Genomic DNA, 21374 nt, shown 5'->3' on the forward strand with positions numbered 1-21374 from the left:
GGGGCGACCCGTGGAACGGCCCGAGGTGGCGGAAGCGATCGTGGACAGAGCGCAGGAGGAACAGACGTGAGCGGAACGCTCGTGAGCACCCTGACCTGGTGGGCTCGGAACATTCCCGACCAGCCGGCCATCGATTTCGACGGCGACGTGCTCACCTACCGCCAGCTGGAGAGCTGGGCGGACGGGATCGCCGCCGATCTCGTCGCGGCGGGAGTGGGCCGAGGAGACCGGGTCGCCCTGGTGGGGCAGAACTCCCTGGAGTGGTGCGCGGCCACCCTCGGTGCGCTCAAGCTCGGTGCCGTCGTCGCCCCCTTCAACCACCGCATGGTGGCCCGCGAGCTCGCCGGGCTCCTGGAGGACTGCGAGCCGACCGTCGTCTACGGCGACGACGCGCTGCGCGAGCGCCTGGAGGAGGCCCGCCGGGAGCAGCCCGGGGTCGTCCTCAAGTCCTTCCAGAGCGACGTCCGGTCCCTGCGGGACGGCACCCACGCCCCCGTCGTGCCGCCGGTGTCCGACGTCTCCGAGACGGTCGCGATCGTCTACACCAGCGGCACCACCGGCAAACCCAAAGGCGTCATCTTCACCCACGCCACCATCGCCGGCGAGATGCACGAGTGGTCCCTCATGGAGCCGGTACTGCCCAACGGCCTCAGACCCCTGCTCGTGCTCCCGCTGTTCACCGCGGCCGGCCTCGTGTGGGGACTCTTCCGCACGATCCTGCACGGCGGCACGCTGCTGCTGCAGCCCCGCTTCGACCCGGCCCGGGCCCTGCGTGTGCTGGCCGACCAGAAGGTCACCACGTTCACCGGCCCGCCCATCCTGTTCGAGCAGGTCGCGGCACAGCCCGGCTTCGCGGAGGCCGACCTCACCAGCCTGACCACCGTCCACGTGGGCGGTGCGCGGGTGCCGGTGGACCTGCTCGCCTCCTGGCAGCGCAAGGGCGTCTCGCTGCGCCAGATCTACGGCCAGACCGAGATCGGCGGATCCGCCACCGTGATGCCGCGCGACGAGGCGATGGAGCACCCGGAGAAGTGCGGCTGGGGCGGCGCCTTCACCAGGATCAGGGTCGTCGACCCGGAGGGCGTCGACTGTCCGCCCGGCACCCCCGGCCAGATCCTCCTGCGCGGACCGGGGATGATGCCCGGCTACTGGCGCAACGAGGAAGCCACCCGCACGACCATCGTGGACGGCTGGCTGCACACCGGGGACATGGGCGTCCTCGACGAGCGCGGCTACCTGACCTTCGTCGACCGCATGAAGGACATGATCATCTCGGGTGGGCTGAACATCTCGCCGACCGAGATCGAGAACGTCCTCCAGGAGATGCCCGGCATCGAGGAGGTCGCCGTCATCGCCGTCGAGGACGCCAAGTTCGGCGAGACCCCGGCCGCCCTGATCAAGGCCGACGGTCCGATCGACCCCGCCGACGTGGTGGCCCACTGCAACGAGCGCATGGCCGACTACAAGGTCCCGCGCTACGTCGTCCTCCTCGACGAGGCCCTGCCGCGGATGGCCAGCGGCAAGATCGCCAAGCGCGACCTCAAGGCCACCTACGCCGACCTGCCCCGCACGCACGACAAGGTGCGCTGACCCGAACACGGAGGCCGTTGCCGATGAAGGCCAGGAAAGTCGCGTTGGTGACCGGCGGCGGGCGGGGCATCGGAGCCGCGGTGTCCCGCAGACTCGCCGCCGACGGCTTCGCGGTCGCGGTCAACTACGCCCACCGCGCCCGCGAGGCGACGGACGTGGTCGAGGAGATCGAGGCCGCGGGCGGCCGGGCGGTGGCGCTGCGGGCCGACGTGTCCGACGCGGACCAGGCGGGCGACCTCGTCGCGCGGACCGCAGAACTCCTCGGACCCGTCGCCGTGCTCGTCAACAACGCGGGAGTCAGCGCGGCCGGCTCGGCGCGTTCCCTGCCGCCCGGACAGTGGGACCGCGTGCTGGGCGTCAACCTCAGCGGCGCCTACTACTGCACGCACGCCGCGCTGCCCGCCATGTACGCGGCCGGCTGGGGACGCGTCCTGTTCTTCGGCAGCCCGAGCGGCGGGCGCGCGCTCACCCCGACGACGGGTGCCTACGCGGCCTCCAAGGCGGGGCTGGTCGCCCTGGCCGGGGTCGTCGCCAAGGAGGTGGCCCGGCGCGGCATCACCGTGAACACCGTGGTGCCCGGTTACGTGGAGACCGACATGGTGCGCGCCGCCGGCGACCGGGCGCGGGAGAGCCTCCAGGACGGCTGGCCGCGGATCCCCGCCGAGGCGGTGGCCTCGGTGGTGTCCTTCCTCGCGGGCGACGGTGCCGCGCACGTCTCCGGCGAGGAGATCGGGGTGTGGGCGGGCGGCCCCGTCCAGTTGTGAGCCCCGGCAGCGGGCGTCGGCGCGACGGACCGTCGGTGCCCGCCCGGGGTCGACCTCCGCCCGGGGCCCTCGTCCCGGGCGGTGCCCTGCCCGTTCGTGGGCCGGGCGGTTCGGATCCCTCGCGAGACGTCGGCGCGGTCCGCGGTGCGGCCGCGCCGGACGTCCGCGGCAGAAAGGACCGTCGGATGACGACTTCCCGGCCCGCGCACGAATCGGCCGCGCACGACCCGACCGACCCCGACCCGCGTCCCCCGTCCCCGGACGCGGCCCGGCGGGCACGCCCCGCCGAGGGCGACACCGTGACCCGGAGGACGTCGTACTGCCGGTTGTGCCCGGCCAGTTGCGGGGTCGAGGTGGAGACCGACGGCACCCGCGTGCTGCGCGTGCTGGGCGACCGGCAGCACCCGATCTCCCGCGGCTTCACCTGCCCGAAGGGGCGCAGGGCCGCCGACCTCCTGCACGGCCCCGACCGGTTGACCTCCTCCCGGCGGCGGACGGCCGCGGGCGAGCACGAACCGGTCGACGCCGACACCGCGATGGTGGAGGTGGCCGCCCGGCTCACCGGGATCGTCGAGGAGCACGGGCCGGACGCGGTGGGCCTGTTCATCGGCACCCAGCACCACTTCGCCACCCTCACCCCCTTCATGGCGCGCGCCTGGTTCCGCGGCCTGGGCTCCCGCAAGCTCTTCTCCACCATGACCCTCGACCAGTCGGCGAAGTGGCTGGTGAAGTCGCGCATGGGGGTGTACGCGGGCGGCCCCCAGTCGCTCGACGAGGCCGACGTGTGGCTGCTGGCGGGCACGAACCCGCTGGTCTCCGTCAACGGGGGCGACGGGGACGGCGCGCTGGTCACCAATCCGTCGGCCAACCTCAAGGCCGCCCGGGACCGCGGGATGCGGCTGATCGTGGTCGACCCGCGCCGCACCGAGACCGCGGCACGCGCCGACCTGCACCTGCGACCCCGCCCCGGACACGACGCGCTGCTGTTCGCGGGGCTGCTGCAGGTGGTCCTGGGGGAGGGGCTGCACGACCGGGACTTCTGCGACCGCCACGTGGAGGGACTGGACGACCTGTGGGCGGCGGTCGCCGAGGCCACCCCCGACAGGGTCGCCCGCGTCTGCGACGTGCCGGTCGAGGAGCTGGTGCGGGCGGCCCGGATGTTCGCCGCGGCCGAGCGGGGCATGGTGAGCACCGGGACCGGCGTCTGCATGGGGCCGCACTCCAGCATCGCCGAACACCTGGCCGCCTGCCTCAACGTCGTCTGCGGACGCTATCTGCGCGAGGGCGAACCCGTGCCGGGGCGCGGCGTCCTGATGGGCGAGGGGCCGGCCCGCGCGGAGGTGGTCCCCGCGGACCGTGAGTGGGAACGGGGATTTCGCAGCCGGGTGGGCGGACACGGCCTGCTGCGCGGCGAACTGCCGGCGGCCCTGCTGCCCGACGAGATCCTGCGGCCCGGCCCCGACCGGATCAGGGCGCTGGTGGTCTCGGGCGGCAACCCCCTGCTCGCCCTGCCCGACCAGGACACCGCGCGGCGCGCGCTGGAGAGCCTCGACCTGCTGGTGTCGATCGACACCCGGATGTCGCAGACCGCGCGCCTCGCCGACTACGTCATCGCCCCCACGATGCTGTACGAACGGGCCGACCACACCGGGCTGATGGAGACCTTCTTCCCCCGCCCGTTCGCCCAGTACACGCCCGCCGTGGTCGCCCCGCCCCGGGGCGTGGTCGAGGACTGGCGGGTCTTCTTCCGGCTCGCGGCCGAGACGGGAGGGCCCCTGCGGTTCGCGGGCCGGGACCTGGACACCTCCCGACCGCCCTCCTCGGAGGAGCTCCTCGACCTGGTCGCCTCACGCGGCCGGATCCCGCTGGACGAGGTGCGCACCCACCCGCACGGCCTGCTCGCCGGGCACCCCGGCACCACGGTGGGCCCGGCCCGCGAGGAGCGGGCCGGGCACCGCCTGACCCTGCTGCCCGCCGACGTGGCCGCGGAACTCGCCGCCGCGCTGGCGCCCGTCGCCGCGACGGTACCCGTGGGGGCCCGGTCCGCGGGGGCCGAGGGCGGGGCGGGCGAGGGTGGGGCGGCGGGCGGCGAGGACGCCGAGGAGTTCCCGCTGCGGCTGGTCGTGCGGCGGATGAGGGAGGTGGTCAACTCCCTAGGGTCGGCGGTCGCCGGTCTGCCCCCGCAGTCGTACAACCCGGCCCACCTGCACCCGCAGGACATGGCGCACCTGGGCATCACGCACGGCGCCGCGGTGACGATCCGCTCGCCGCACGGAACGCTCGAGGCCGTGGCGCACGAGGACCCGAGCATGCGACCGGGGGTCCTGTCGATGACCCACGGCTGGGGAGGCCTGGAGACGGGCGGGAACCCGCGGACGACGGGCAGCAACGTCAACCGGCTCACCTCCCTGCACCACGGCGCCCAGGCGGTCAACCACATGCCGACCCTGACGGCCGTCCCGGTGTCGGTCACCCCCGCCCCGCCGGGTCTCGCCGACCGTGAAGAACCTTCCCCTTAACCTAAAGCCTTGAGGTTATTATCTAACGTCTGTAGGATATTTTTCGGATGGGACGACGGCCACCGCTCCGGGCGGCGGCATGACGCGAAAGGGCTGACATGGCAGGCTGGGACTTCGCGAGTGCCTTCGAGGCCGTGGCCCGTGTGCACCCCGAGCGCACGGCGTTCGTTCACGGGCGACGACGAGGCACTTGGGCGCACTTCGACGACCGCGCGGCCCGGCTCGCCACGGTGCTGGAATCCGCGGGCCTCACCGCGGGCGACGTCGTGGCCGAGTACATGCGCAACGGTCCCGAGTACCTGGAGACCTTCTTCGCCGCCGGCAAGTCGGGCCTCGCCCCGATGAACACCAACTACCGCTACGTCGAAGACGAACTGGTGCAGATCTGGGCCGACGCCGACGTCAAGGCGGTCGTCTTCGACGCCGAGTTCCGCGAGCGGGTCGACCGGGTGCGCCACCGCCTGCCCGGCGTGCGGCTCTGGCTCGAGGTCGGCGAGGGCACCGACTGGGCCCCCTCCTACGCCCGCGAACTGGACGCGCACCCCCCGCGGCCGCACGGCGGCGGACGCGAGGACTCCCTGATCCTCATCTACACCGGCGGCACCACCGGACACCCCAAGGGCGTGATGTGGCGCCAGGGCGACATCCTCTCCCTGCTCAACGCGCAGAACCCCCGACCGCTGCCCGACCACGGCGACCGCGAGGCCGTCGAGGCGCACCTGGCCGGACTCACCCGGGAGATCCGCTCCCTGGTGGCGAGCCCGCTCATGCACGGCGCCGGACTCTTCTACGCCATCTCGGCACTCAGCGGGGCCGGCACCCTCGTCATGACCCCGGGGGCGCGCTTCGACGCCGAACAGCTCCTCGACGTCATGGACGGCGAACGGGTCCAGTCCCTCGCGATCGTCGGCGACGCCTTCGCCCGGCCGATGCTCGCCGCCCTCGACGAGAACCCCGGACGGTGGCGCCTCGACGGCCTGCGCGCCGTGTTCTCCTCCGGCGTGATGTGGAGCCGCCCGGTCAAGGAAGGGCTCCTGAACCACATGCCGGCGGCGCGCCTGCTGGACGGACTCGGCTCCTCCGAGGCCTCCGCCGTCGCCTCGACGGTGTCCGTGCGCGGGGACGTGGCCGACACCGGCTCGTTCGTGCCCTCCGACCGGGCCGCCGTGCTGCTCGACGACGGAACCCTCGCCGAACCCGGCGACGGCAAGGTCGGTCGCCTCGCGGTCACCGGCTGGATCCCGGTGGGCTACCTCAACGACCCGGAGAAGTCCGCCCAGGTCTTCGTCGAGGCCGCGGGCCGCCGCTGGTCCGTTCCCGGCGACCTGGCCCAACTCGACGCCGACGGGCGGATCCAGCTCCTCGGCCGTGGCTCCAGCTGCATCAACACCGGAGGGGAGAAGGTGTTCGCCGAAGAGGTCGAAGAGGTCCTGAAGCAGCACCCGGGCATCGCGGACGCCGCGGTCCTCGGCGTCTCCGACGAACGCCTCGGCAGGAAGGTCGTCGCCCTTCTCCGGGCGGGGGAGCGGCCGCCGTCGGAGGAGGAACTCCACACCCACGCCCGCGCGCACCTGGCGGGCTACAAGGTGCCCAAGCACATGGTCTACGTCGACTCGCTGGAACGCGCGGACAACGGAAAGCTCGACCACCGACGGCTGACCGGCATCGCCGAGAGCAAGTGGGGGGACGGCCACGCCTGACCCGGACCGGCGGCCGCAGCCCGGACCGCCTCCCCCGGCTTTCCCCGCCGACCGGGGAAAGCAGCCGGCACGGAGCGGACCCCCCCCGCACGGCGGCGAGATTCCGGGCGAACGCGGGCAGCGGGCCGCCCCACGGGAAGGACGGCACCGGCTCACACCTGCCTCCCCTGGGGAAGCCGGCGTGAAGAGCGTGAGACCCCCATCGACGAAGAGGCACCCGATGACCACCGAAGACCCTCCGGCACCGCAGCCCGCCGGCCTGCTCGGGCCGTCACCGGTCCGCCCCCCGGGCAGCGTGCGCCGTACTTCGACGCTCGACACGCGGTGGCCCGGAGGATTCGGCACCGGGCTCCACATCGACGGGCGGGCCCGCGACCTCTACACCCCGGCCGACGGAAGGCCCCCGCTCGTCGTCGCCGAGGACCGGCTGCGCGTCCGATTCACACCGGCGAGCCGGGTGATCGAGGAGATCGAGTCGACCCCGGCCAGGAGCGAACTGACCCTCCTCACCGGCGCCCGCTGCGGCGGCGGATTCCGCACCCGGCTGGCGCAGGCCCTGCCGCGGGAACGGGACACCGGGACCCCGCTGTACCTCATGCTGGACGATCTCGCCGCGGTATCACTGATCGCGGACTTCGCCGCGACCCGGTGGCCGTCTGCCGGGCCCGGCACACACCGGGCCGCGGCGCGCCCGCAGGAAGGCGTCTGCACGGGATTCATGCCCGGATCCAGCGCCCTGAGCCCCGACCACGTCCGGAAAGGCGGCGACCGGACACGCCGGGTCGTACCGCTGCCGCACCCCGACGACCCGGCGGGCTGGCACGAACTGGCCGCACCCACCGAACCGTCGATGCGCCGGGCCCGGCGCATCGACGTCACACCGGGCGAGGTCATCGGCGTGGACGCGATGTTCCAGGACAGCGCGACGGTGCCCGAGGGCGGCAGGAGGGCTGTGCACGAATACCGGCTGCACGCCACGGCCCACGCACGCACCGGCGCCCTCCTCACCCTGCGGGCCGAGCCGCGCATCCTGCCCTACGACGAGTGCCCCCTGGCCGTGCTCAACCTGGACCGTCTGCTCGGGACACCCCTGGCGGACCTGCGCACCACCGTGCCCAGGGTGCTGCGCGGCACCGACGGGTGCACGCACCTCAACGACGCCCTGCGCGCGTTGGCCGAGGTGCCCGCCCTGGTGGCCGCGCTGCACCGGAGCGCGCAGGAGTGAAGACGCCGGGACGGCAGGCGAACACCCGGGAGGAACGGCCCGCCAGGAGCCTCGTCCCCGGAGGAACCCGACATCCCGGGCAGGCCACGCGAGGCGAGGAGAGAGGTCCCCACGTGCACTCACTGCAGGGGAAGGTCGCCCTGGTCACCGGAGGCGCCAGCGGAATCGGGGCGGGCGTCTGCCGCCACTTCGTCGACGCGGGTGCCTTCGTGGTGGTGGCCGATGTCGATGAGGAACGGGGCCGCGGCCTGGCCGAGGAGCTCGGTGATACGGCGGTGTTCCGCCGCGTCGACGTCACCCGCGAGGAGGACATCGCCGCGGCGGTGACGGACACGGCTGCCACCCGGGACGCCTGGACTGCCTGGTCAACAACGCCGGCCGGGTGGGGTCCCGGCGCTTCGCCGAGGACATCCCGGCCGACGAGTGGGACGAAGCCTTCCGGCTGCTGTGCCGCAGTGTCTTCCTCGGCATCAAGCACGCGTCCCGGGTCATGCGCGACCACGGCGGTGGCAGCATGGTGAACACCGGCAGCGTCGCCGGCCTGAGGGCCGGTTACGGCCCCCACCCTTACGGCGCGGCCGAGGCCGCCGTTGTCCAGCTGACCCGCAGCAGCGCGGTGGAACTCGCCCCTCACGGAATCCGGGTGAACGTGATGACGCCCGGCGGCGTGGCCACCCGCATCGTCGGCCACGGCGCCGGCCTCACGGGATCCGCCCTGGACGACAGCGTCGAACGGGTACGGGAGAGCCTGCGCGACTTCCAGCCGGTTCCCCGCAGCGGCGAGCCGCAGGACCTGGCCGCCGTGGCGGCCTTCCTCGCCTCCGACGCGTCGAGTTCCCTCACCGGACAGGAAAACGTCGTCGACGGCGGCCTGTCGCTGGGCAGGTCCTGGCCCCCGGAGATCCAGGCACACGCGAGGAAGGCGTCGTCCCGGACCGCGCCATGAGCATGGGCGGGGCGGCACGCGTGCCGCCCCGTCCCTCCCCCGGATCCCCGGGGACAGCCCGGACGACCGTGCTGTCCGCCCCTGCCCCTCACAAGGAGGAACACAACGTGAGCACACCAGACGCAACGCCCCCCGCCCCCGCGAAGGCCCCGGCCAAGGACCCCTGGGACCTGCCCGACGTCTCCGGGCTCGTGGTCGGTGTGCTCGGCGGCACCGGACCGCAGGGCAGGGGCCTCGCGTACCGGCTCGCCCAGGCCGGCCAGAAGGTGATCATCGGCTCGCGCGCCGCCGAGCGCGCGCGGGCGGCCGCCGAGGAACTCGGGTACGGCGTCGAGGGCGCCGACAACGCCGAGACCGCCCGCCGCAGCGACATCGTGATCGTCGCCGTGCCGTGGGACGGCCACGGCACGACCCTGGAGTCCCTGCGCGGGGAACTGGCCGGCAAGCTCGTCGTCGACTGCGTCAACCCGCTCGGCTTCGACAAGCAGGGCGCCTACGCGCTCAAGCCCGAGGAGGGCAGCGCCGCCGAGCAGGCCGCGGCCCTGCTGCCGGACTCCCGGGTCACCGCGGCCTTCCACCACCTGTCCGCGGTACTGCTCCAGGACCCGGAGATCGACCGGATCGACACCGACGTGATGGTGCTCGGCGAGGTCCGCGCCGACGTGGAGATCGTGCAGGCGCTGGCCGGGCGGATCCCGGGCATGCGGGGCGTCTTCGCCGGGCGGCTGCGAGGCGCCCACCAGGTGGAGGCGCTGGTCGCCAACCTGATCTCCGTCAACCGCCGCTACAAGGCACACGCCGGGCTCCGCGTCACGGACGTATGACATCCCGGGCGGCCCCGCACCGGGCCGCCCGGAAGACGCGCCCAGGCCCCGCGATCCGGCTGTCCAGGCCGCGGGAGCGCTCCGGCCATCGGGGCGCCCCGGCCACCGGAGCGGCGGCGGACCCCAGGTGCCTGGTCTTCTCCGGTTCGTTGATCGGGTGGGGGAGCGGTCGGAGCGGCGCGGCTCGGCCCAGGGCTCGGTGCGGGCGATGCTCGTTGTAGAAGGTTCCGAACCCGCGGAGCGCGTGGAGGAGGTGGCCGACGCTGCTCGAGGAGGACCTGGCCGCTGTCACGGAACTCCGGCCTCGGGCAGCAGGTCGGCCCCGGAGACGACACCGGTCACCTGGCCCTCGCTGTCCACCACGGGTACTGAGCCCAGGTGTTCGCGGGAGAGGGTGCGGGCGACGTCCGGAAACGGTGTGTCGCCGGTGACCGGGACGGTCGGGACGGCCATGACGTCGCGCACACGTGGTGCCTGCGGTGCCCGGTCGCGGTTCTGTGGCTGAGTGGGGGCCGGGGTCGGTGCTGCCGGAGACGCCCTCGCTCTCGCCTCCGACGCCGAGACGGAGGCGAGAGCACCGGGACAGCGTCGCAGCAGATCCTGGCGGTGCTCTTCCTCCGGTGTCCAGGAGCGGCGCGGAACGGCGTGACGGGCTTCTCGCGCGGCGGCTCGACGTTCGTGGTCACTCACCGCAACCTCCCGACGGAGCAGTCGGTCTTCCACGCGGCCCGTGTCACATTGATCCCGGGCTCATGCCCTGTGCCCTGCAGCGACCCACACAGCGCGACAGCGCCGACATGAGAGCGGAAACTTGGAACAGGGCCGGACGTGAGGGGAGCCCATGGCGGGATTCCGGGATTTCCTGACGCGTTTTCGCCGTCGGGTGCCGCCTGGCCGTGCGGCACCCGGGGGTGTGCCCGCGGATCGTTCAGCAGAGGCCGCCGCCGAACTGCAGTCGCCGTTGGTGCTACTGGAGCAGGCGGAGGCCGAGGCGCGGGCCGTGCGTGAGCGGGCCGCCCGGGACGCTGCGAGAGTGCGGGCCGAGGCCGCGCGGCAGGCCGAGGAGATCGTGGAGCAGGCACGTGCTCGCGCCCACGAGGTGCGGGCGGAGGCCGCCGTCCGGGCACACCGCTCCGCCGAGGCCGAGGCGGCCGTGCTTTTGAGCGACGCCGAGCAGGAGGCGGCACGCGTACGCCGGCGGGCTGCGGCACGCACACCCGCTCTTGTGAACCGCGTGGCCGCACTCGTCATCGAGGAACTCGGCACCGGGGAAGACGTCCCCTCTCCGATACTCACCCGGGACGGGCAGCCCGGGGAAAGGGGCCCGACGTGAGTGCCGGATGGGTGGCCGGGACCACGCGGGCCCGGACCATGCGGTCGCGATGCCTCGGCGCGACCGGACTCCGGGAGGTGGCCTCCGCCCCGACGCTCGACGCCGCGCTGCGCTACCTGGGAGGCACGGCCTACCGGCGCGACCTCGCTCCCGGGATGTCGCTCGCCGAGGCCCAGCAGGCAGTCGCGGCAACACTGCTGTGGCACCTGCGTGTCCTCGCGGGCTGGCAGCCACGCGGCGGCGCGGCGGTGATCCGAGTGCTGGCGGCAGGGTTCGAGATCTCCAACACCGAGGAGCATCTCCGCAGCATGTCCGGAGCGGTTCCCGCGCGGTCCCACCTGCCCTACGTCCTCGGCGCGCTGGCGACAGCGTGGCCCCGGCTGGCCCGGACCGGAGCGCCGGACGCGCTCAGGGCCGAACTGGCCACCTCCGTCTGGGGCGACCCCGGCGCCGACACGTCGGCCGCGGTAGCCACCGGGATGCGGGTCTCCGCCGCGGTGCGTACCGCTGACTCCGTACCCGAGGCCGCCCGTTGGGCAGCGGGACGGCTCGCTCTGCTGATCGCGCGCGAGGTGTTCCTCGTCGGCCGCCCGCTGACCGGACCCTCTGCCCGGACGGCCACCCGGCTGCTCGGGCGGGCGGCGGTTGCGGCTTCCTCGTTCGCCGGCTTCCAGCGGCGGCTGCCGGAGCCCGCGCGCTGGGCACTGGACGGGCTCGACGCCGCTGAGGACCTGTGGCGGGCGGAGACCCGGTGGTGGGAACGGCTCGCTCGGGACGGCTCCGAGCTGCTGCGCGCATCTCGCCCCGGCTCCGGGCCGGTGGTGGGCGCGGTCGCGGTGCTGTCCACGGACGCCTGGAGGGCACGCGGGGCATTGGAGCTGGCCGCGCGGGGCGGCGGATCGCCGGAGGCGCCCGATGCTCCGTCCTGATGCCATGGGCCCTGTCCGCATGCAGCGGGTGGCGGTCGTCGCCCCCCTGCACGCTGTGCGGGAGGCCCTGGTGCGCGTCGCAGAGGCGGGTTGTGTGGAGCTCGACCGTTCCGACGGCGCAGCCAGGGGTGAGGCGGCCGACCGTCTGCGGCGCCTGCGCTCCGGGCCCGCGAAAGCCGTCGTCAGCGCCAGTCCCCCCGACCTCGACGCCCTGGAGCGCGCGGGCCGAGCCGATCTGCTGGCGGGGGAGGCACAGCTCGAGGAACGGCTCTCCGGCGTGGTGCGGCACGGTGAGGTCGGGGCGCTCGCCGGCTGGTGCCCCGTCGTCGACGTGCCCGCGACCGCCGAGCGTTTGGCCGGGGCCGGGGCGTCGCTGGTGCCGTTGAAGGCACCACGCGGGGCCGACCCTCCGACCCTGCTGCGCGACGACACCAGCGCGATACGGCGCTCGTTCACGCCGCTGGTGCGCACCTACGGGACAGTGCCCTACTCCGACCTTGATCCCACAGTGCCCGCGGGCCTCGTGTACGCGGTGATGTTCGGCGTCATGTTCGGCGACGCCGGACACGGCGCGCTGCTGCTCCTGGCCGGGCTCCTGCTGCGCGCCGGCCGCCCGCGCCGGGCGGCGTCGCTGCGCCCGCTGTGGCCGTTCGTGGCCGGTGCGGGCCTGACCAGCGCACTGGCCGGGGTGGCCTACGGCGAGTTCTTCGGCCCGACCGGCGTCCTGCCGGTGCTCTGGCTGAACCCGCTGGACGAGCCGATACGGCTGCTGGCCGCGGCCGTCGTGCTCGGCGCCGTACTCCTGGCGCTGGCGTACGGGGCCGGGGCGGTGAACCGCTGGAGGGAGAGCGGGCCGTCCGGCGCCCTCCACGCGGTGTCCGGCATCGCGGGAGGGGCGCTCTACCTCGGACTCGTGGTGGTCGCCGGAGCTGTCTGGATCGGCCGCTCCGGGTACGCCCTCGCCGGGGCGGGCATCGCGATCACGGGGCTGGTTCTGGCCGGAACCGGAATGTACGCCGCCACGGCCGGCGGCCCGGGCGGCGTCGCCCAGACCGGTGTCCAGCTCTTCGACGCCGTCGTACGGATCGGCTCGAACCTGCTGTCCTTCGCGCGGCTGGCCGCCTTCGGGCTCACCCATGCCGCGCTCGGCGACGTCGTGTGGCGCGGCACCACGGCGCTGGCGGGCGGAGGGCCTGCCGCACTCGTGGGGGCCGTGGCGCTCTTCCTCGTCGGCAACGGCCTGACCTTCGCGCTGGAGCTGCTGGTCGCCGGTGTGCAGGCGCTGCGGCTGGAGTTCTACGAGCTGTTCTCCCGGGTCTTCGAGACACAGGGCCGGCCCTTCCGGCCCTGGAAGGTGCCCGTTCAACGCACGGAGGTGATGTCGTGATCGCCTGGCTCATCGCTCTTCCCGTCATCACGGTGGTCTGGCTCGTCACCCGGCTGCTGGTGCGCCGGTCCGCCCGCGCGGCCTTGCGGCTGGTCCTGGCCGCCGACGCCCTCCTGTTCGCCGGGGCGCTCGCGCTGCTCATGGTGGCCCTCAGCGGCGGGGACGCACGAGCCGCCGCCGCAGCCGAGACGGCACAGAACTCCGGATCCGGCTCCGCCGCACTGATCGGCGCCGCGATCTCGGTGGCCGCGGCCTCGATCGGGGCGTCGATCGCCGTCGCCTACACCGGCGCAGCGGCGCTGGCGGCGCTCAGCGAGCGGCCCGAGCTCTTCGGCCGGGCCATGGTCATCGTCGGCCTCGCCGAGGGCATCGCCATCTACGGCCTGGTCGTCGCGATCATCCTGATCGGAAAGGCCTGACATGGGACGCGTGGCCGCCCTAGGCGAACAGGTGCGGGTGGCCGGATTCGCGCTGGCCGGAGTCACCGTGCTCCTCGCGGAGGGGCCGGACGCCGTGCGGGCGGCGTGGCGGACCCTTCCCAAGGACGTGGAGCTGGTGATCCTCACCCCGGCGGCGGCCGCCGCGCTCGGCCCGGAGCCGTCGGAGGCCACCGCGCCGCTGTCTGCGGTGATGCCACCGTGAAGGCACCCGTCCCGGGCCGGGTCGAGAGCGCACTCGAACCGGTCCGTGCCGAGCTGCTGCGGGCCGCCCGGGCAGAGGCCGCCGACCTGCTGGCCCGAGCCGACCGGGACGCCACGGCGCTCCTCGAACACGCCCGCGCCGAGGCCCGCGCCCTGCTGGAGGACGCCCACCGCGAGGGGGAGGCCCAGGGGGCCGCTGCCGGGCGGGTCATCCGCGCGCGGGCCCGGCGAACGGCGCGGGCGCGTGAACTGGCCGCCCGCAGGGAGACGTACGAGGAACTGGGCCGCCGTGCCACCGCCCACGTCCGGGAGCTGCGGCACACGGCCGACTATCCGTTGCTGCTGGAGCGGCTGACCCGGCACGCGCGCCGGCTCCTGGGACCGGACGCCGAGACGGCCGTGCACTCCGGCGGAGGCCTGGTCGCCCACGCCGCAGGCCGGCGGGTCGACTGCACCCTCGATGCCCTGGCCGCGCGGGCGCTGGACCGGCTCGGAGCGGAGGTGGAGAGCTTGTGGACGCCGTGAACGCCGACCCCGCCGCGCGGATTCTGCGGGTGGCCGGACCGCTGGTCGAGGCGGAGTACACCGACGGCACGGCGATGCACGACCTGGTCTTCCTCGGCGAGGCGGGGCTGCCCGGCGAGGTGGTCGCGATCAGCGGTGGCGTCGTCACCGTCCAGGTGTACGAGTACACGGGTGGGCTCGCCCCCGGAGACCTCGCACGGCCGGGCACGGGGCCGCTTTCCGCACAGCTCGGTCCCGGGCTGCTCGGAGGCGTCTTCGACGGCTTGCTCCGGCCGCTCTCCGGTGCGGGCGACTGGCTGGCCCCCGGCACGAACCGGTCCGCCGGTGAGGAGCGCGCCTGGCCGTTCGTCCCCGGTGTGGAGCAAGGGGCACGGGTCGCGGAGGGCGAGGCGCTGGGGGAGGTGCGAGGAACGGGGCCGGTCCGCGTGCGGGTACTCGTACCGCCGGGCGTCGCGGGCGTGGTGGAGCGGATCGCGCCGGAGGGAACCCGTCCGCAGGACGCGGTCGTGGCCCGGGTCGACGGCACCGACGTACGCATCGGTGCCACCTGGCCCGTACGCCGTCCGCGGCCCGTACGTGAGCGCGGGGGAGAGCCGGAGGCCCTGAGCACCGGGCAGCGCGTGATCGACCTGCTCTTTCCCGTCGCCCGCGGTGGCACGGTCGCCGTCCCCGGCGGCTTCGGCACCGGGAAGACCGTGCTGCTGCAGCAGATCGCCAAGTGGTGCGACGCCGACGTGATCGTCTACGTGGGCTGCGGTGAGCGCGGCAACGAGATGGCGGACGTCATCGCCGAGCTTCCCGAACTGGAGGACCCCCGGACCGGCGGACGGCTCGCCGACCGGACCGTGACCATCGCCAACACCTCCAACATGCCGATGATGGCCCGTGAGGCGAGTATCCACACCGGGACCACGGTCGCCGAGTACTTCCGGGACATGGGGCTCGACGTCGTGGTCATCGCCGACTCGACCTCGCGGTGGGCCGAGGCGCTGAGAGAGTTCGCCTCCCGGACCGGCGCGCTGCCCGCCGAGGAGGGGTATCCGGCAGGGCTGGCCTCGGCGATCGCCGCGTTCTACGAGCGTGCGGGAGCCGTGACCACACTCGGCGGCGAACGCGGCTCGATCACCGTGATCGGCGCGGTCTCCCCGCCGGGCGGTGACACGACCGAACCGGTCACCGCCCACACCGAGCGGTTCGTGCGCTGTCTGTGGTCACTGGACCGCGACCTCGCCTACGCCCGGCACTACCCGGCCCTGTCCTGGTCGGGATCGTTCTCCCGCGACGCGGCGGCCCTCACCGCCCGGCAGGCGGCGGACGACCCGGCCTGGCCCGCGCGGCGCGCACGCGTGGCCGCCCTGCTCGCAGAGGCGGACCGGCTGGCCGCTCTCGTCGATCTGATCGGCATCACCGCACTGCCCGACCGGGAACGTGTCGGCGTCCTCGCCGGACGGCTCGTCCGCGAGGGCCTCCTCCAGCAGAGCGCCCTGTCGGCCGAGGACGCCCACTGCGGCGCCGACAAGACCGCCGCACTGGTCGACGCGGTGCTCGCGGTGGTCGACCGGTGCCGGGAACTCGTCGACTCCGGTACCCCCGCGGCCGTCCTCGAGGACGTGGACTTCGGTCCGGTGCTCCGAGCACGCGAGGAGGTCGGCCCGCACGACACCGAGGGCGTGCGGGCACGACGGGACGCCCTGCTCACCCGGCTGCGGGAGGTGCGGTGACATGAGCCTCGGGGACGGAGGTGACCGGCCGTGACCCTGTGGGGCGATGTCGAGTACACGTCCGTCCGTGAACTGCGCGGTCCGCTCGCCGTCCTCGAAGGGGTCGAAGGCGTCGGCTACGACGAGTTCGCCCGGATCACGCTGGAGACCGGCGAACAGCGGCACGGACTCGTCCTGGAAGTGGACCGGGACCTCGCCGTGGTGCAGGTCTTGGAGGACACCACCGGCATGGACCCGCGAGGCACCCGCGTGGCTTTCACCGGAGGACCGCTGCGCATTCCGGTCGGTCCCGCCTGGCTGGGCCGGGTCTGCAACGGGCGCGGCGAGCCGGTCGACGGAGGGCCTCCGGTCTTCGGACGGGCCAGCGCCCCCGTGGGCGGCAACCCCCTCAATCCCGTACGACGGGAGCCTCCGTCCGAGCCGGTCCTCACCGGTGTCGGCGTGGTCGACGCGCTGACCACACTGGTGCGCGGGCAGAAACTCCCGGTGTTCTCCGCCGCCGGACTGCCCCATCTGGAACTGGCGGCCCAGATCGCGGCCCAGGCCACCGCCGGCGGTGAGCCGTTCAGCGTGGTCTTCGCCGGCATGGGACTCACCCACCCGGACGCCTCCTTCGTCCGGGACGCACTGGAGGAGCGCTCCGCCACCGGCGACCTCGTGCTGCTGCTCAACACCGCCGACGACCCCGTCATCGAACGGATCCTCACCCCGCGCCTCGCCCTGACGGTCGCCGAGGACCTCGCCTTCACCGGCGGGCGGCACGTCCTCGTCGTCATGACCGACATGACCAGCTACGCGGAGGCCCTGCGGGAGGTCTCGGCGGCGCGCGGCGAGGTCCCGGCCCGTCGCGCCTACCCCGGTTACCTCTACAGCGACCTCGCCTCTCTCTACGAGCGCTGCGGCCGACTCCGCGGAAGGACCGGCTCGGTGACCGTCCTGCCCGTCCTGACCATGCCCGCCGGTGACATCACCCACCCCGTTCCGGACCTGACCGGCTACATCACCGAGGGACAGATCGTCCTCTCCCGCGAAACGCACGCCCTGGGCGTGTATCCGCCCGTGGACGCCCTCTCCTCACTGTCCCGTCTGATGCGCAAGGGGGCCGGACCGGGCCGCACCCGCGCCGACCACCTCGACGTCGCCGCGCAACTCCTGGCAGCACTCGCCCGGGCCCGGCAGGTCCGTGAACTCGCCGACCTGGTCGGCCGACCGGCGCTGAGCCCGGCCGACCGCCGCCATCTGGTCTTCGAGGAGGCATTCCTGCGCGGTTTCGTGAACCAGCCGAGCGACGCGTCGCGATCTCTGGAGCAGACACTGGAGGACGCCTGGCAGGCGCTGTTGACGCTGCCGCGCGGCCAGCTCTCCATGCTGCCCGCCGCCCTGCTCGACGAACACGGCGCGCGGGAGGCCCCGGAAGACCAGGACGAAGTGTCCGACCTGCCCGGGGAAGAAGGGACGCCTCCATGACGGCCCCGCCCCGGATCCCGCCCTCCCGTGCCGGGCGTCTGCACCTGCGGCACCGTCTGACGGTCGCCCGCCGGGGCGCCGACCTCCTCGAACAGAAGCTGCGCATCCTGCGCGCCCGCCACGAGCACCTGCGCCGCGCGGAGGAGAGCGGTGCCCGCCGCTGGCACGACAGCGCGGAGAAAGCGGACACCTGGCTGCTGAGAGCAGTCCTGCTCGGTGGCGAATCAGTGCTCGACAGCGCGGCCGCCGGGGTCGGCCCGGCGAGCATCGCGGTCGTCGAAACCGTCACCATGGGGGTTCGTCACCCGTCCGAGGTCACCTGCTCCGTGCCCGACCGCACGCCCACCTCGGCCCCGCCCGCCAACACCGCCCTGATCCACGCGGAGACCGCCTTCCGCGAAGCACTCCGCGCGGCAGCCGAGTACGCCGGAGCCCGGGCGGCCAGGAGGGTCCTCGAGGCCGAACTGACGCGTACCCGCCGACGCGCCCGAGCCCTGCGACGGCACTGGATACCCCGCCTCGAGTCAGCGCTCGCCCGCATCGAACTCGCCCTGGAACAGGCCGAGCACGAGGACGCGGTGAGGCGCCGCTGGGCGGCTCGTACCCGGGAGGGCGGCGGAGGGGGCGGTGAGTGAGGGGAGCCGCGACGGCCGAGCCCGGCTCGCAGGGTCGTCCCCGTTTCCCCACCGTGGTGCCGTCACCGACGCAACCCGGTAGGGGCGCCGTATCCGAGCAGGCGGACCGCCCACCGGAACGGAGAAGCGACATGCACCACCGCACGGTCGCGGAACTCATGACCCGGAACGTGGTCCGGGCACCGCGCGAGCTGCCGACCGCTGTCGACACGTCTGCTTCGCGGACATCGAATCCTCCTCGGTCATCGAGGGGTGCACGGCGCCGTGGGGGGAAGTGGCAGCCGTGGTTCAGCCTTTGGCGAGCGGGTCGGAGTGCAGCGTGCTCAGACGACGCCGGTACTCCTCCTCGTCGATCTCCCCCCGGGCCAGCCGCTCGCGAAGGATGTCCTCCGGGGTGGGTGGGGGCGTGGCGAGGGTGTGGGTGTGTTCATGGGGACTGTTGACGGCTCGGAGGAGCAGCACGACGGCCGTGATGATCAACGCCCAGAACAGAACCATGCCGACCGACATCGCGAACCAGCCCCAACCGCTGACGCCGTGGCCGTACCAGAACATCATCGCCACTCACCTGCTTCGGTCTGTCGGCAACCAGGGCCGACCGGGCTCCCGAAGGACTTCCTGCCTTCACCTGCATTGTCCCTCTGCCCGGTGCGGCGCTCCGGGGCCGGACGGCCCAGGACCAGTGGGCCGTTCAGCCCCTATGCGGCAGGGGCGCCCGAGCGCAGGCTGGAGAATGATCCACCGGGGGAGGCCAGAAGCGCCCATGGGTGCTCTCGAAATCGTCGGGCTCCTCGCCTCGGCCGTGCTGATCGCCGCACGGGGCCGGTGCTTCCTCGGGCCGCGCCGGGCCGGCATCGCCCGGCTGCTGGGTGACGTCGGTGTCGACACCGTCCCTGGACCCTGCCGCCGCCACCCCGTCGGCTGAGGGGAAGGCCCCCGTGCCCGTGGCCGTCGCCGGACGACCCGCAGGAGTCCTGGCCGTTGCCGACACCGTCAAGGACGACTCCGCGGCCGTCATCACCGTGCTGCAGCGCCTGGGTGTCGACGTCGTCATGCTCACCGGGGACAACGCCCGCACCGCCGCCCAGGCGGGCGTGGACCGGGTGCTGCCCGAGCACACGGACGAAGAGATCCGCCGCCTCCGGGACGAGGGCCGCACCGTCGGGATGGCCGGCGACGGCATCGACGACGCCCCGCCCGGCCACCGTCGACAGCGTCCTGGCCATCGAGGCCGCCGACATCACTCTCGTCTCCGGCTCTCCGAGCGGTGTCGTCGCCAGCGCCTCCCGGCTGCGCCGCCGGCACACCCAGCCGCTGCCCGAGACCGAGCCGCCCGTATCCAGCCCTGGGCCGAGTCCACTGCCGACCGTGCCCCGACAGCACAGCACAGCCACCGCGGCCGCGGGCCGACACCGCCCGGCCTTCCGGGGCGGCGACACCACGGTCGCGGACCCGGTGTGAAGCATGCGGGTGGACAAGGCGACCGCCACCGAACACCGGCAGACCGAGCACGGCACCCACTACCTCTGCCGGGGACTTTTGGTGCGGCCTTGGGCCGACCGGCCCTTGTATCGCCCCGGACAGCCCATGGGGTCTCGACCCGATCCGGCGGATGCTCGAGGTGGCATGAGGTTCGGAGGAGTTTCGCGATGACACAGCACGACGTGACCGACCGACCCCCCGTCCACGCCCTGCTCGCGGACGGCGCCACCGTGTGCATCCGTCCCCTGCGGCCCGGTGACCACGATCAGATCGCGCGCACCTGCGCCGATCTGCTGGGCTGCTACGGCATCCCACAGATCCCGTGGGCCTGGGCCGTGACCGAGGACGACGCAGTCCTGGCCGCCGACCGGCTGCGCGGTGCCGACGGCCGGGTGGTCATGAAGGCCCACTGGCCCGGGCTGGTGCACAAGAGCGAGCAGCACGCCGTCCACCTCGACCTGCGAGGCGATGCGCAGATCCGGTCCGCCTTCCGGGACCTCAGGACCCGCTTCGCCGGGCTGATGACCGGTGTCGTGCTGCAGCCGCTCGCCGCTCGCGGCACCGAGCTGTTCGCCGGTGTCGTCCAGGACCAGGTCTTCGGTCCCCTCGTCCTGTTCGGGCTCGGCGGCACGGCGACCGAGGTGCTCGCCGACCACGCCGCCCGCCTCGCTCCGCTCACGGACCACGACGTACACGACTTGATGACCTCCCCGCGCTGCGCCCCGCTCCTGTTCGGCGCGCGCGGCGACGGTCCCGTCGACCTCGGCCGGCTGGAGCAACTGCTGCTGCGGCTGTCCCGCATGGCGGCGGATCTGCCGCAGCTCGCCGAGGCCGACTTCAACCCGGTTCTGGCGACACCGGACGGTGTCACCGTGCTGGACGCCCGGGTCCGGCTGGTGCCGTGCGGGCCACAGGACCCCTATCTGCGCCGACTCCGGTGAGGAGGGAACAGACATGATGCACAACAAGGTCGGCTCCGTCATGACCACGGATGTCGTCCATGCCGATTACGGCACCCCGTTCAAGGAGGTCGCGAGGATGCTCGCGGACCGCCGGATCAGCGGACTGCCGGTGATCGACGAGGACGACAAGGTCATCGGCGTCATCTCCGAAACCGACCTGGTGGCGCGCCAGGCGGCCACGCCCGGCCGTCACGGACGGCGCCTCGCCAGGCTGACGCGCGGTGCCCGGCGTCAGACCGCGAAAGTGCACGCCCGCACCGCCGGCCAGCTGATGACGCGGCCGCCGGTCACCTCGCACGCCGACGACACCATCGCCGAGGCCGCCCGCACCATGGCCCGGCGCCAGGTGGAACGGTTGCCGGTGCTCGACGAGGCGGACCGGCTGGTGGGCATCGTCACCCGCCGCGATCTGCTCCAGGTCTTTCTGCGCCCCGACGCGGAGATCCGCACCGAGGTGATCGAGGACGTACTGGTGGACACCCTGGGGCTGCCGCCCCGCGCCGTCGACGTGTTCGTGGTCGAGGGCGTCGTGACGCTCACCGGTCATGTGGAACGCAAGAGCGAGAAGAGCGTGGCCCTGTTGATGACCGCGCGGATCGACGGTGTGGTCGGGGTCGTCGACGAGCTCACGTACCGACTGGACGACGCGCGTCTGCGTACCGGGGAGCCGCAGACGCGGCACGGCGTGGCCGACGACCGGCCGCGCCGGTGAGGAGAGGAGGCG

General features: G+C 73.6%; 20 protein-coding genes and 3 pseudogenes. 21 read left to right on the forward strand and 2 right to left on the reverse strand.

What is annotated here, in order from left to right:
• The first annotated feature begins 66 nt into the window (after positions 1 to 66).
• The 8 genes and pseudogenes from PYS65_RS32250 (at position 67) to npdG (ending at position 9568) form a co-directional block, all read left to right on the forward strand.
• On the forward strand, positions 67 to 1590 hold the full coding sequence (locus PYS65_RS32250) for a class I adenylate-forming enzyme family protein (protein WP_279337482.1): 1524 nt from the start codon (positions 67 to 69) through the stop codon (positions 1588 to 1590).
• Between the two features lie 23 nt (positions 1591 to 1613).
• Positions 1614 to 2354: an SDR family NAD(P)-dependent oxidoreductase gene (locus tag PYS65_RS32255; RefSeq protein WP_279337483.1), complete on the forward strand. Its 741-nt coding sequence runs from the start codon at positions 1614 to 1616 to the stop codon at positions 2352 to 2354.
• Positions 2355 to 2539: 185 nt separating this feature from the next.
• The gene (locus PYS65_RS32260; protein ID WP_279337484.1) at positions 2540 to 4873 is read left to right on the forward strand and encodes a molybdopterin-containing oxidoreductase family protein; all 2334 of its coding nucleotides are present in this window, start codon (positions 2540 to 2542) and stop codon (positions 4871 to 4873) included.
• Between the two features lie 98 nt (positions 4874 to 4971).
• On the forward strand, positions 4972 to 6573 hold the full coding sequence (locus PYS65_RS32265) for an AMP-binding protein (protein WP_279337485.1): 1602 nt from the start codon (positions 4972 to 4974) through the stop codon (positions 6571 to 6573).
• 220 nt (positions 6574 to 6793) lie between these two features.
• The gene (locus PYS65_RS32270) at positions 6794 to 7798 is read left to right on the forward strand and encodes a DUF2889 domain-containing protein (protein ID WP_279337486.1); all 1005 of its coding nucleotides are present in this window, start codon (positions 6794 to 6796) and stop codon (positions 7796 to 7798) included.
• Between the two features lie 113 nt (positions 7799 to 7911).
• Positions 7912 to 8127, forward strand: a pseudogene (locus tag PYS65_RS35305) (SDR family NAD(P)-dependent oxidoreductase); the annotation flags it as partial.
• A 23-nt stretch (positions 8128 to 8150) separates the two neighbouring features.
• The gene (locus tag PYS65_RS32275) at positions 8151 to 8744 is read left to right on the forward strand and encodes an SDR family oxidoreductase (RefSeq protein ID WP_279338147.1); all 594 of its coding nucleotides are present in this window, start codon (positions 8151 to 8153) and stop codon (positions 8742 to 8744) included.
• Positions 8745 to 8851: 107 nt separating this feature from the next.
• A complete protein-coding gene (npdG, locus tag PYS65_RS32280; RefSeq protein ID WP_279337487.1) occupies positions 8852 to 9568 on the forward strand; it encodes an NADPH-dependent F420 reductase in 717 nt (238 codons plus the stop codon).
• A 288-nt stretch (positions 9569 to 9856) separates the two neighbouring features.
• Here the strand turns inward: npdG and PYS65_RS32290 are convergent, their stop codons facing one another.
• The gene (locus PYS65_RS32290) at positions 9857 to 10033 is read right to left on the reverse strand and encodes a CBS domain-containing protein (protein WP_279337488.1); all 177 of its coding nucleotides are present in this window, start codon (positions 10031 to 10033) and stop codon (positions 9857 to 9859) included.
• Between the two features lie 448 nt (positions 10034 to 10481).
• Between PYS65_RS32290 and PYS65_RS32295 the strand changes: the two genes are divergently transcribed.
• Genes PYS65_RS32295 through PYS65_RS32335 form a run of 9 tightly spaced genes read left to right on the forward strand, consistent with a single transcriptional unit; the run spans position 10482 to position 18206 of the window.
• Positions 10482 to 10901, forward strand: coding sequence for a hypothetical protein (locus PYS65_RS32295; protein ID WP_279337489.1), 420 nt, complete (start codon positions 10482 to 10484; stop codon positions 10899 to 10901).
• Positions 10898 to 11830 (forward strand): hypothetical protein, encoded by a 933-nt coding sequence (locus PYS65_RS32300; protein WP_279337491.1) that lies wholly within the window; start codon positions 10898 to 10900, stop codon positions 11828 to 11830. The genes PYS65_RS32295 and PYS65_RS32300 overlap by 4 nt, the downstream gene beginning before the upstream one ends.
• A gap of 4 nt (positions 11831 to 11834) precedes the next feature.
• A complete protein-coding gene (locus PYS65_RS32305; protein ID WP_279337492.1) occupies positions 11835 to 13217 on the forward strand; it encodes a V-type ATPase 116kDa subunit family protein in 1383 nt (460 codons plus the stop codon).
• Positions 13214 to 13636, forward strand: a complete 423-nt coding sequence (locus tag PYS65_RS32310; RefSeq protein ID WP_279337493.1) for an ATP synthase subunit C — start codon at positions 13214 to 13216, stop codon at positions 13634 to 13636. The genes PYS65_RS32305 and PYS65_RS32310 overlap by 4 nt, the downstream gene beginning before the upstream one ends.
• Position 13637: 1 nt before the next feature.
• Complete coding sequence (locus PYS65_RS32315; RefSeq protein WP_279337494.1) at positions 13638 to 13859, forward strand: hypothetical protein; 222 nt, start codon at positions 13638 to 13640, stop codon at positions 13857 to 13859.
• Positions 13856 to 14383, forward strand: coding sequence for a hypothetical protein (locus tag PYS65_RS32320; RefSeq protein ID WP_279337495.1), 528 nt, complete (start codon positions 13856 to 13858; stop codon positions 14381 to 14383). The genes PYS65_RS32315 and PYS65_RS32320 overlap by 4 nt, the downstream gene beginning before the upstream one ends.
• Positions 14371 to 16104: a V-type ATP synthase subunit A gene (locus tag PYS65_RS32325; RefSeq protein WP_279337496.1), complete on the forward strand. Its 1734-nt coding sequence runs from the start codon at positions 14371 to 14373 to the stop codon at positions 16102 to 16104. Before PYS65_RS32320 ends, PYS65_RS32325 begins: the two co-directional genes overlap by 13 nt.
• A gap of 30 nt (positions 16105 to 16134) precedes the next feature.
• Positions 16135 to 17571 (forward strand): V-type ATP synthase subunit B, encoded by a 1437-nt coding sequence (locus PYS65_RS32330; protein WP_279337497.1) that lies wholly within the window; start codon positions 16135 to 16137, stop codon positions 17569 to 17571.
• Complete coding sequence (locus PYS65_RS32335; protein ID WP_279337498.1) at positions 17568 to 18206, forward strand: V-type ATP synthase subunit D; 639 nt, start codon at positions 17568 to 17570, stop codon at positions 18204 to 18206. The genes PYS65_RS32330 and PYS65_RS32335 overlap by 4 nt, the downstream gene beginning before the upstream one ends.
• Before the next feature lie 288 nt (positions 18207 to 18494).
• On the opposite strand, the gene PYS65_RS32340 is transcribed toward PYS65_RS32335, so the two are convergent.
• Complete coding sequence (locus tag PYS65_RS32340; RefSeq protein ID WP_279337499.1) at positions 18495 to 18764, reverse strand: SHOCT domain-containing protein; 270 nt, start codon at positions 18762 to 18764, stop codon at positions 18495 to 18497.
• Between the two features lie 205 nt (positions 18765 to 18969).
• On the opposite strand from PYS65_RS32340, the gene PYS65_RS32345 reads away from it, so the two are divergent.
• The 4 genes and pseudogenes from PYS65_RS32345 to PYS65_RS32360 all read left to right on the forward strand — a co-directional run bounded on the left by PYS65_RS32345 (position 18970) and on the right by PYS65_RS32360 (position 21362).
• Positions 18970 to 19131: a hypothetical protein gene (locus PYS65_RS32345; protein WP_279337500.1), complete on the forward strand. Its 162-nt coding sequence runs from the start codon at positions 18970 to 18972 to the stop codon at positions 19129 to 19131.
• Between the two features lie 19 nt (positions 19132 to 19150).
• Positions 19151 to 19348, forward strand: a pseudogene (locus PYS65_RS32350) (HAD family hydrolase); the annotation flags it as partial.
• 615 nt (positions 19349 to 19963) lie between these two features.
• Positions 19964 to 20629, forward strand: a pseudogene (locus PYS65_RS32355) (acetate--CoA ligase family protein); the annotation flags it as partial.
• 13 nt (positions 20630 to 20642) lie between these two features.
• Positions 20643 to 21362 (forward strand): CBS domain-containing protein, encoded by a 720-nt coding sequence (locus PYS65_RS32360; RefSeq protein WP_279337501.1) that lies wholly within the window; start codon positions 20643 to 20645, stop codon positions 21360 to 21362.
• Positions 21363 to 21374: the final 12 nt, after the last annotated feature.

It is taken from the genome of Streptomyces cathayae, from assembly GCF_029760955.1.
GTDB lineage: Bacteria > Actinomycetota > Actinomycetes > Streptomycetales > Streptomycetaceae > Streptomyces > Streptomyces cathayae.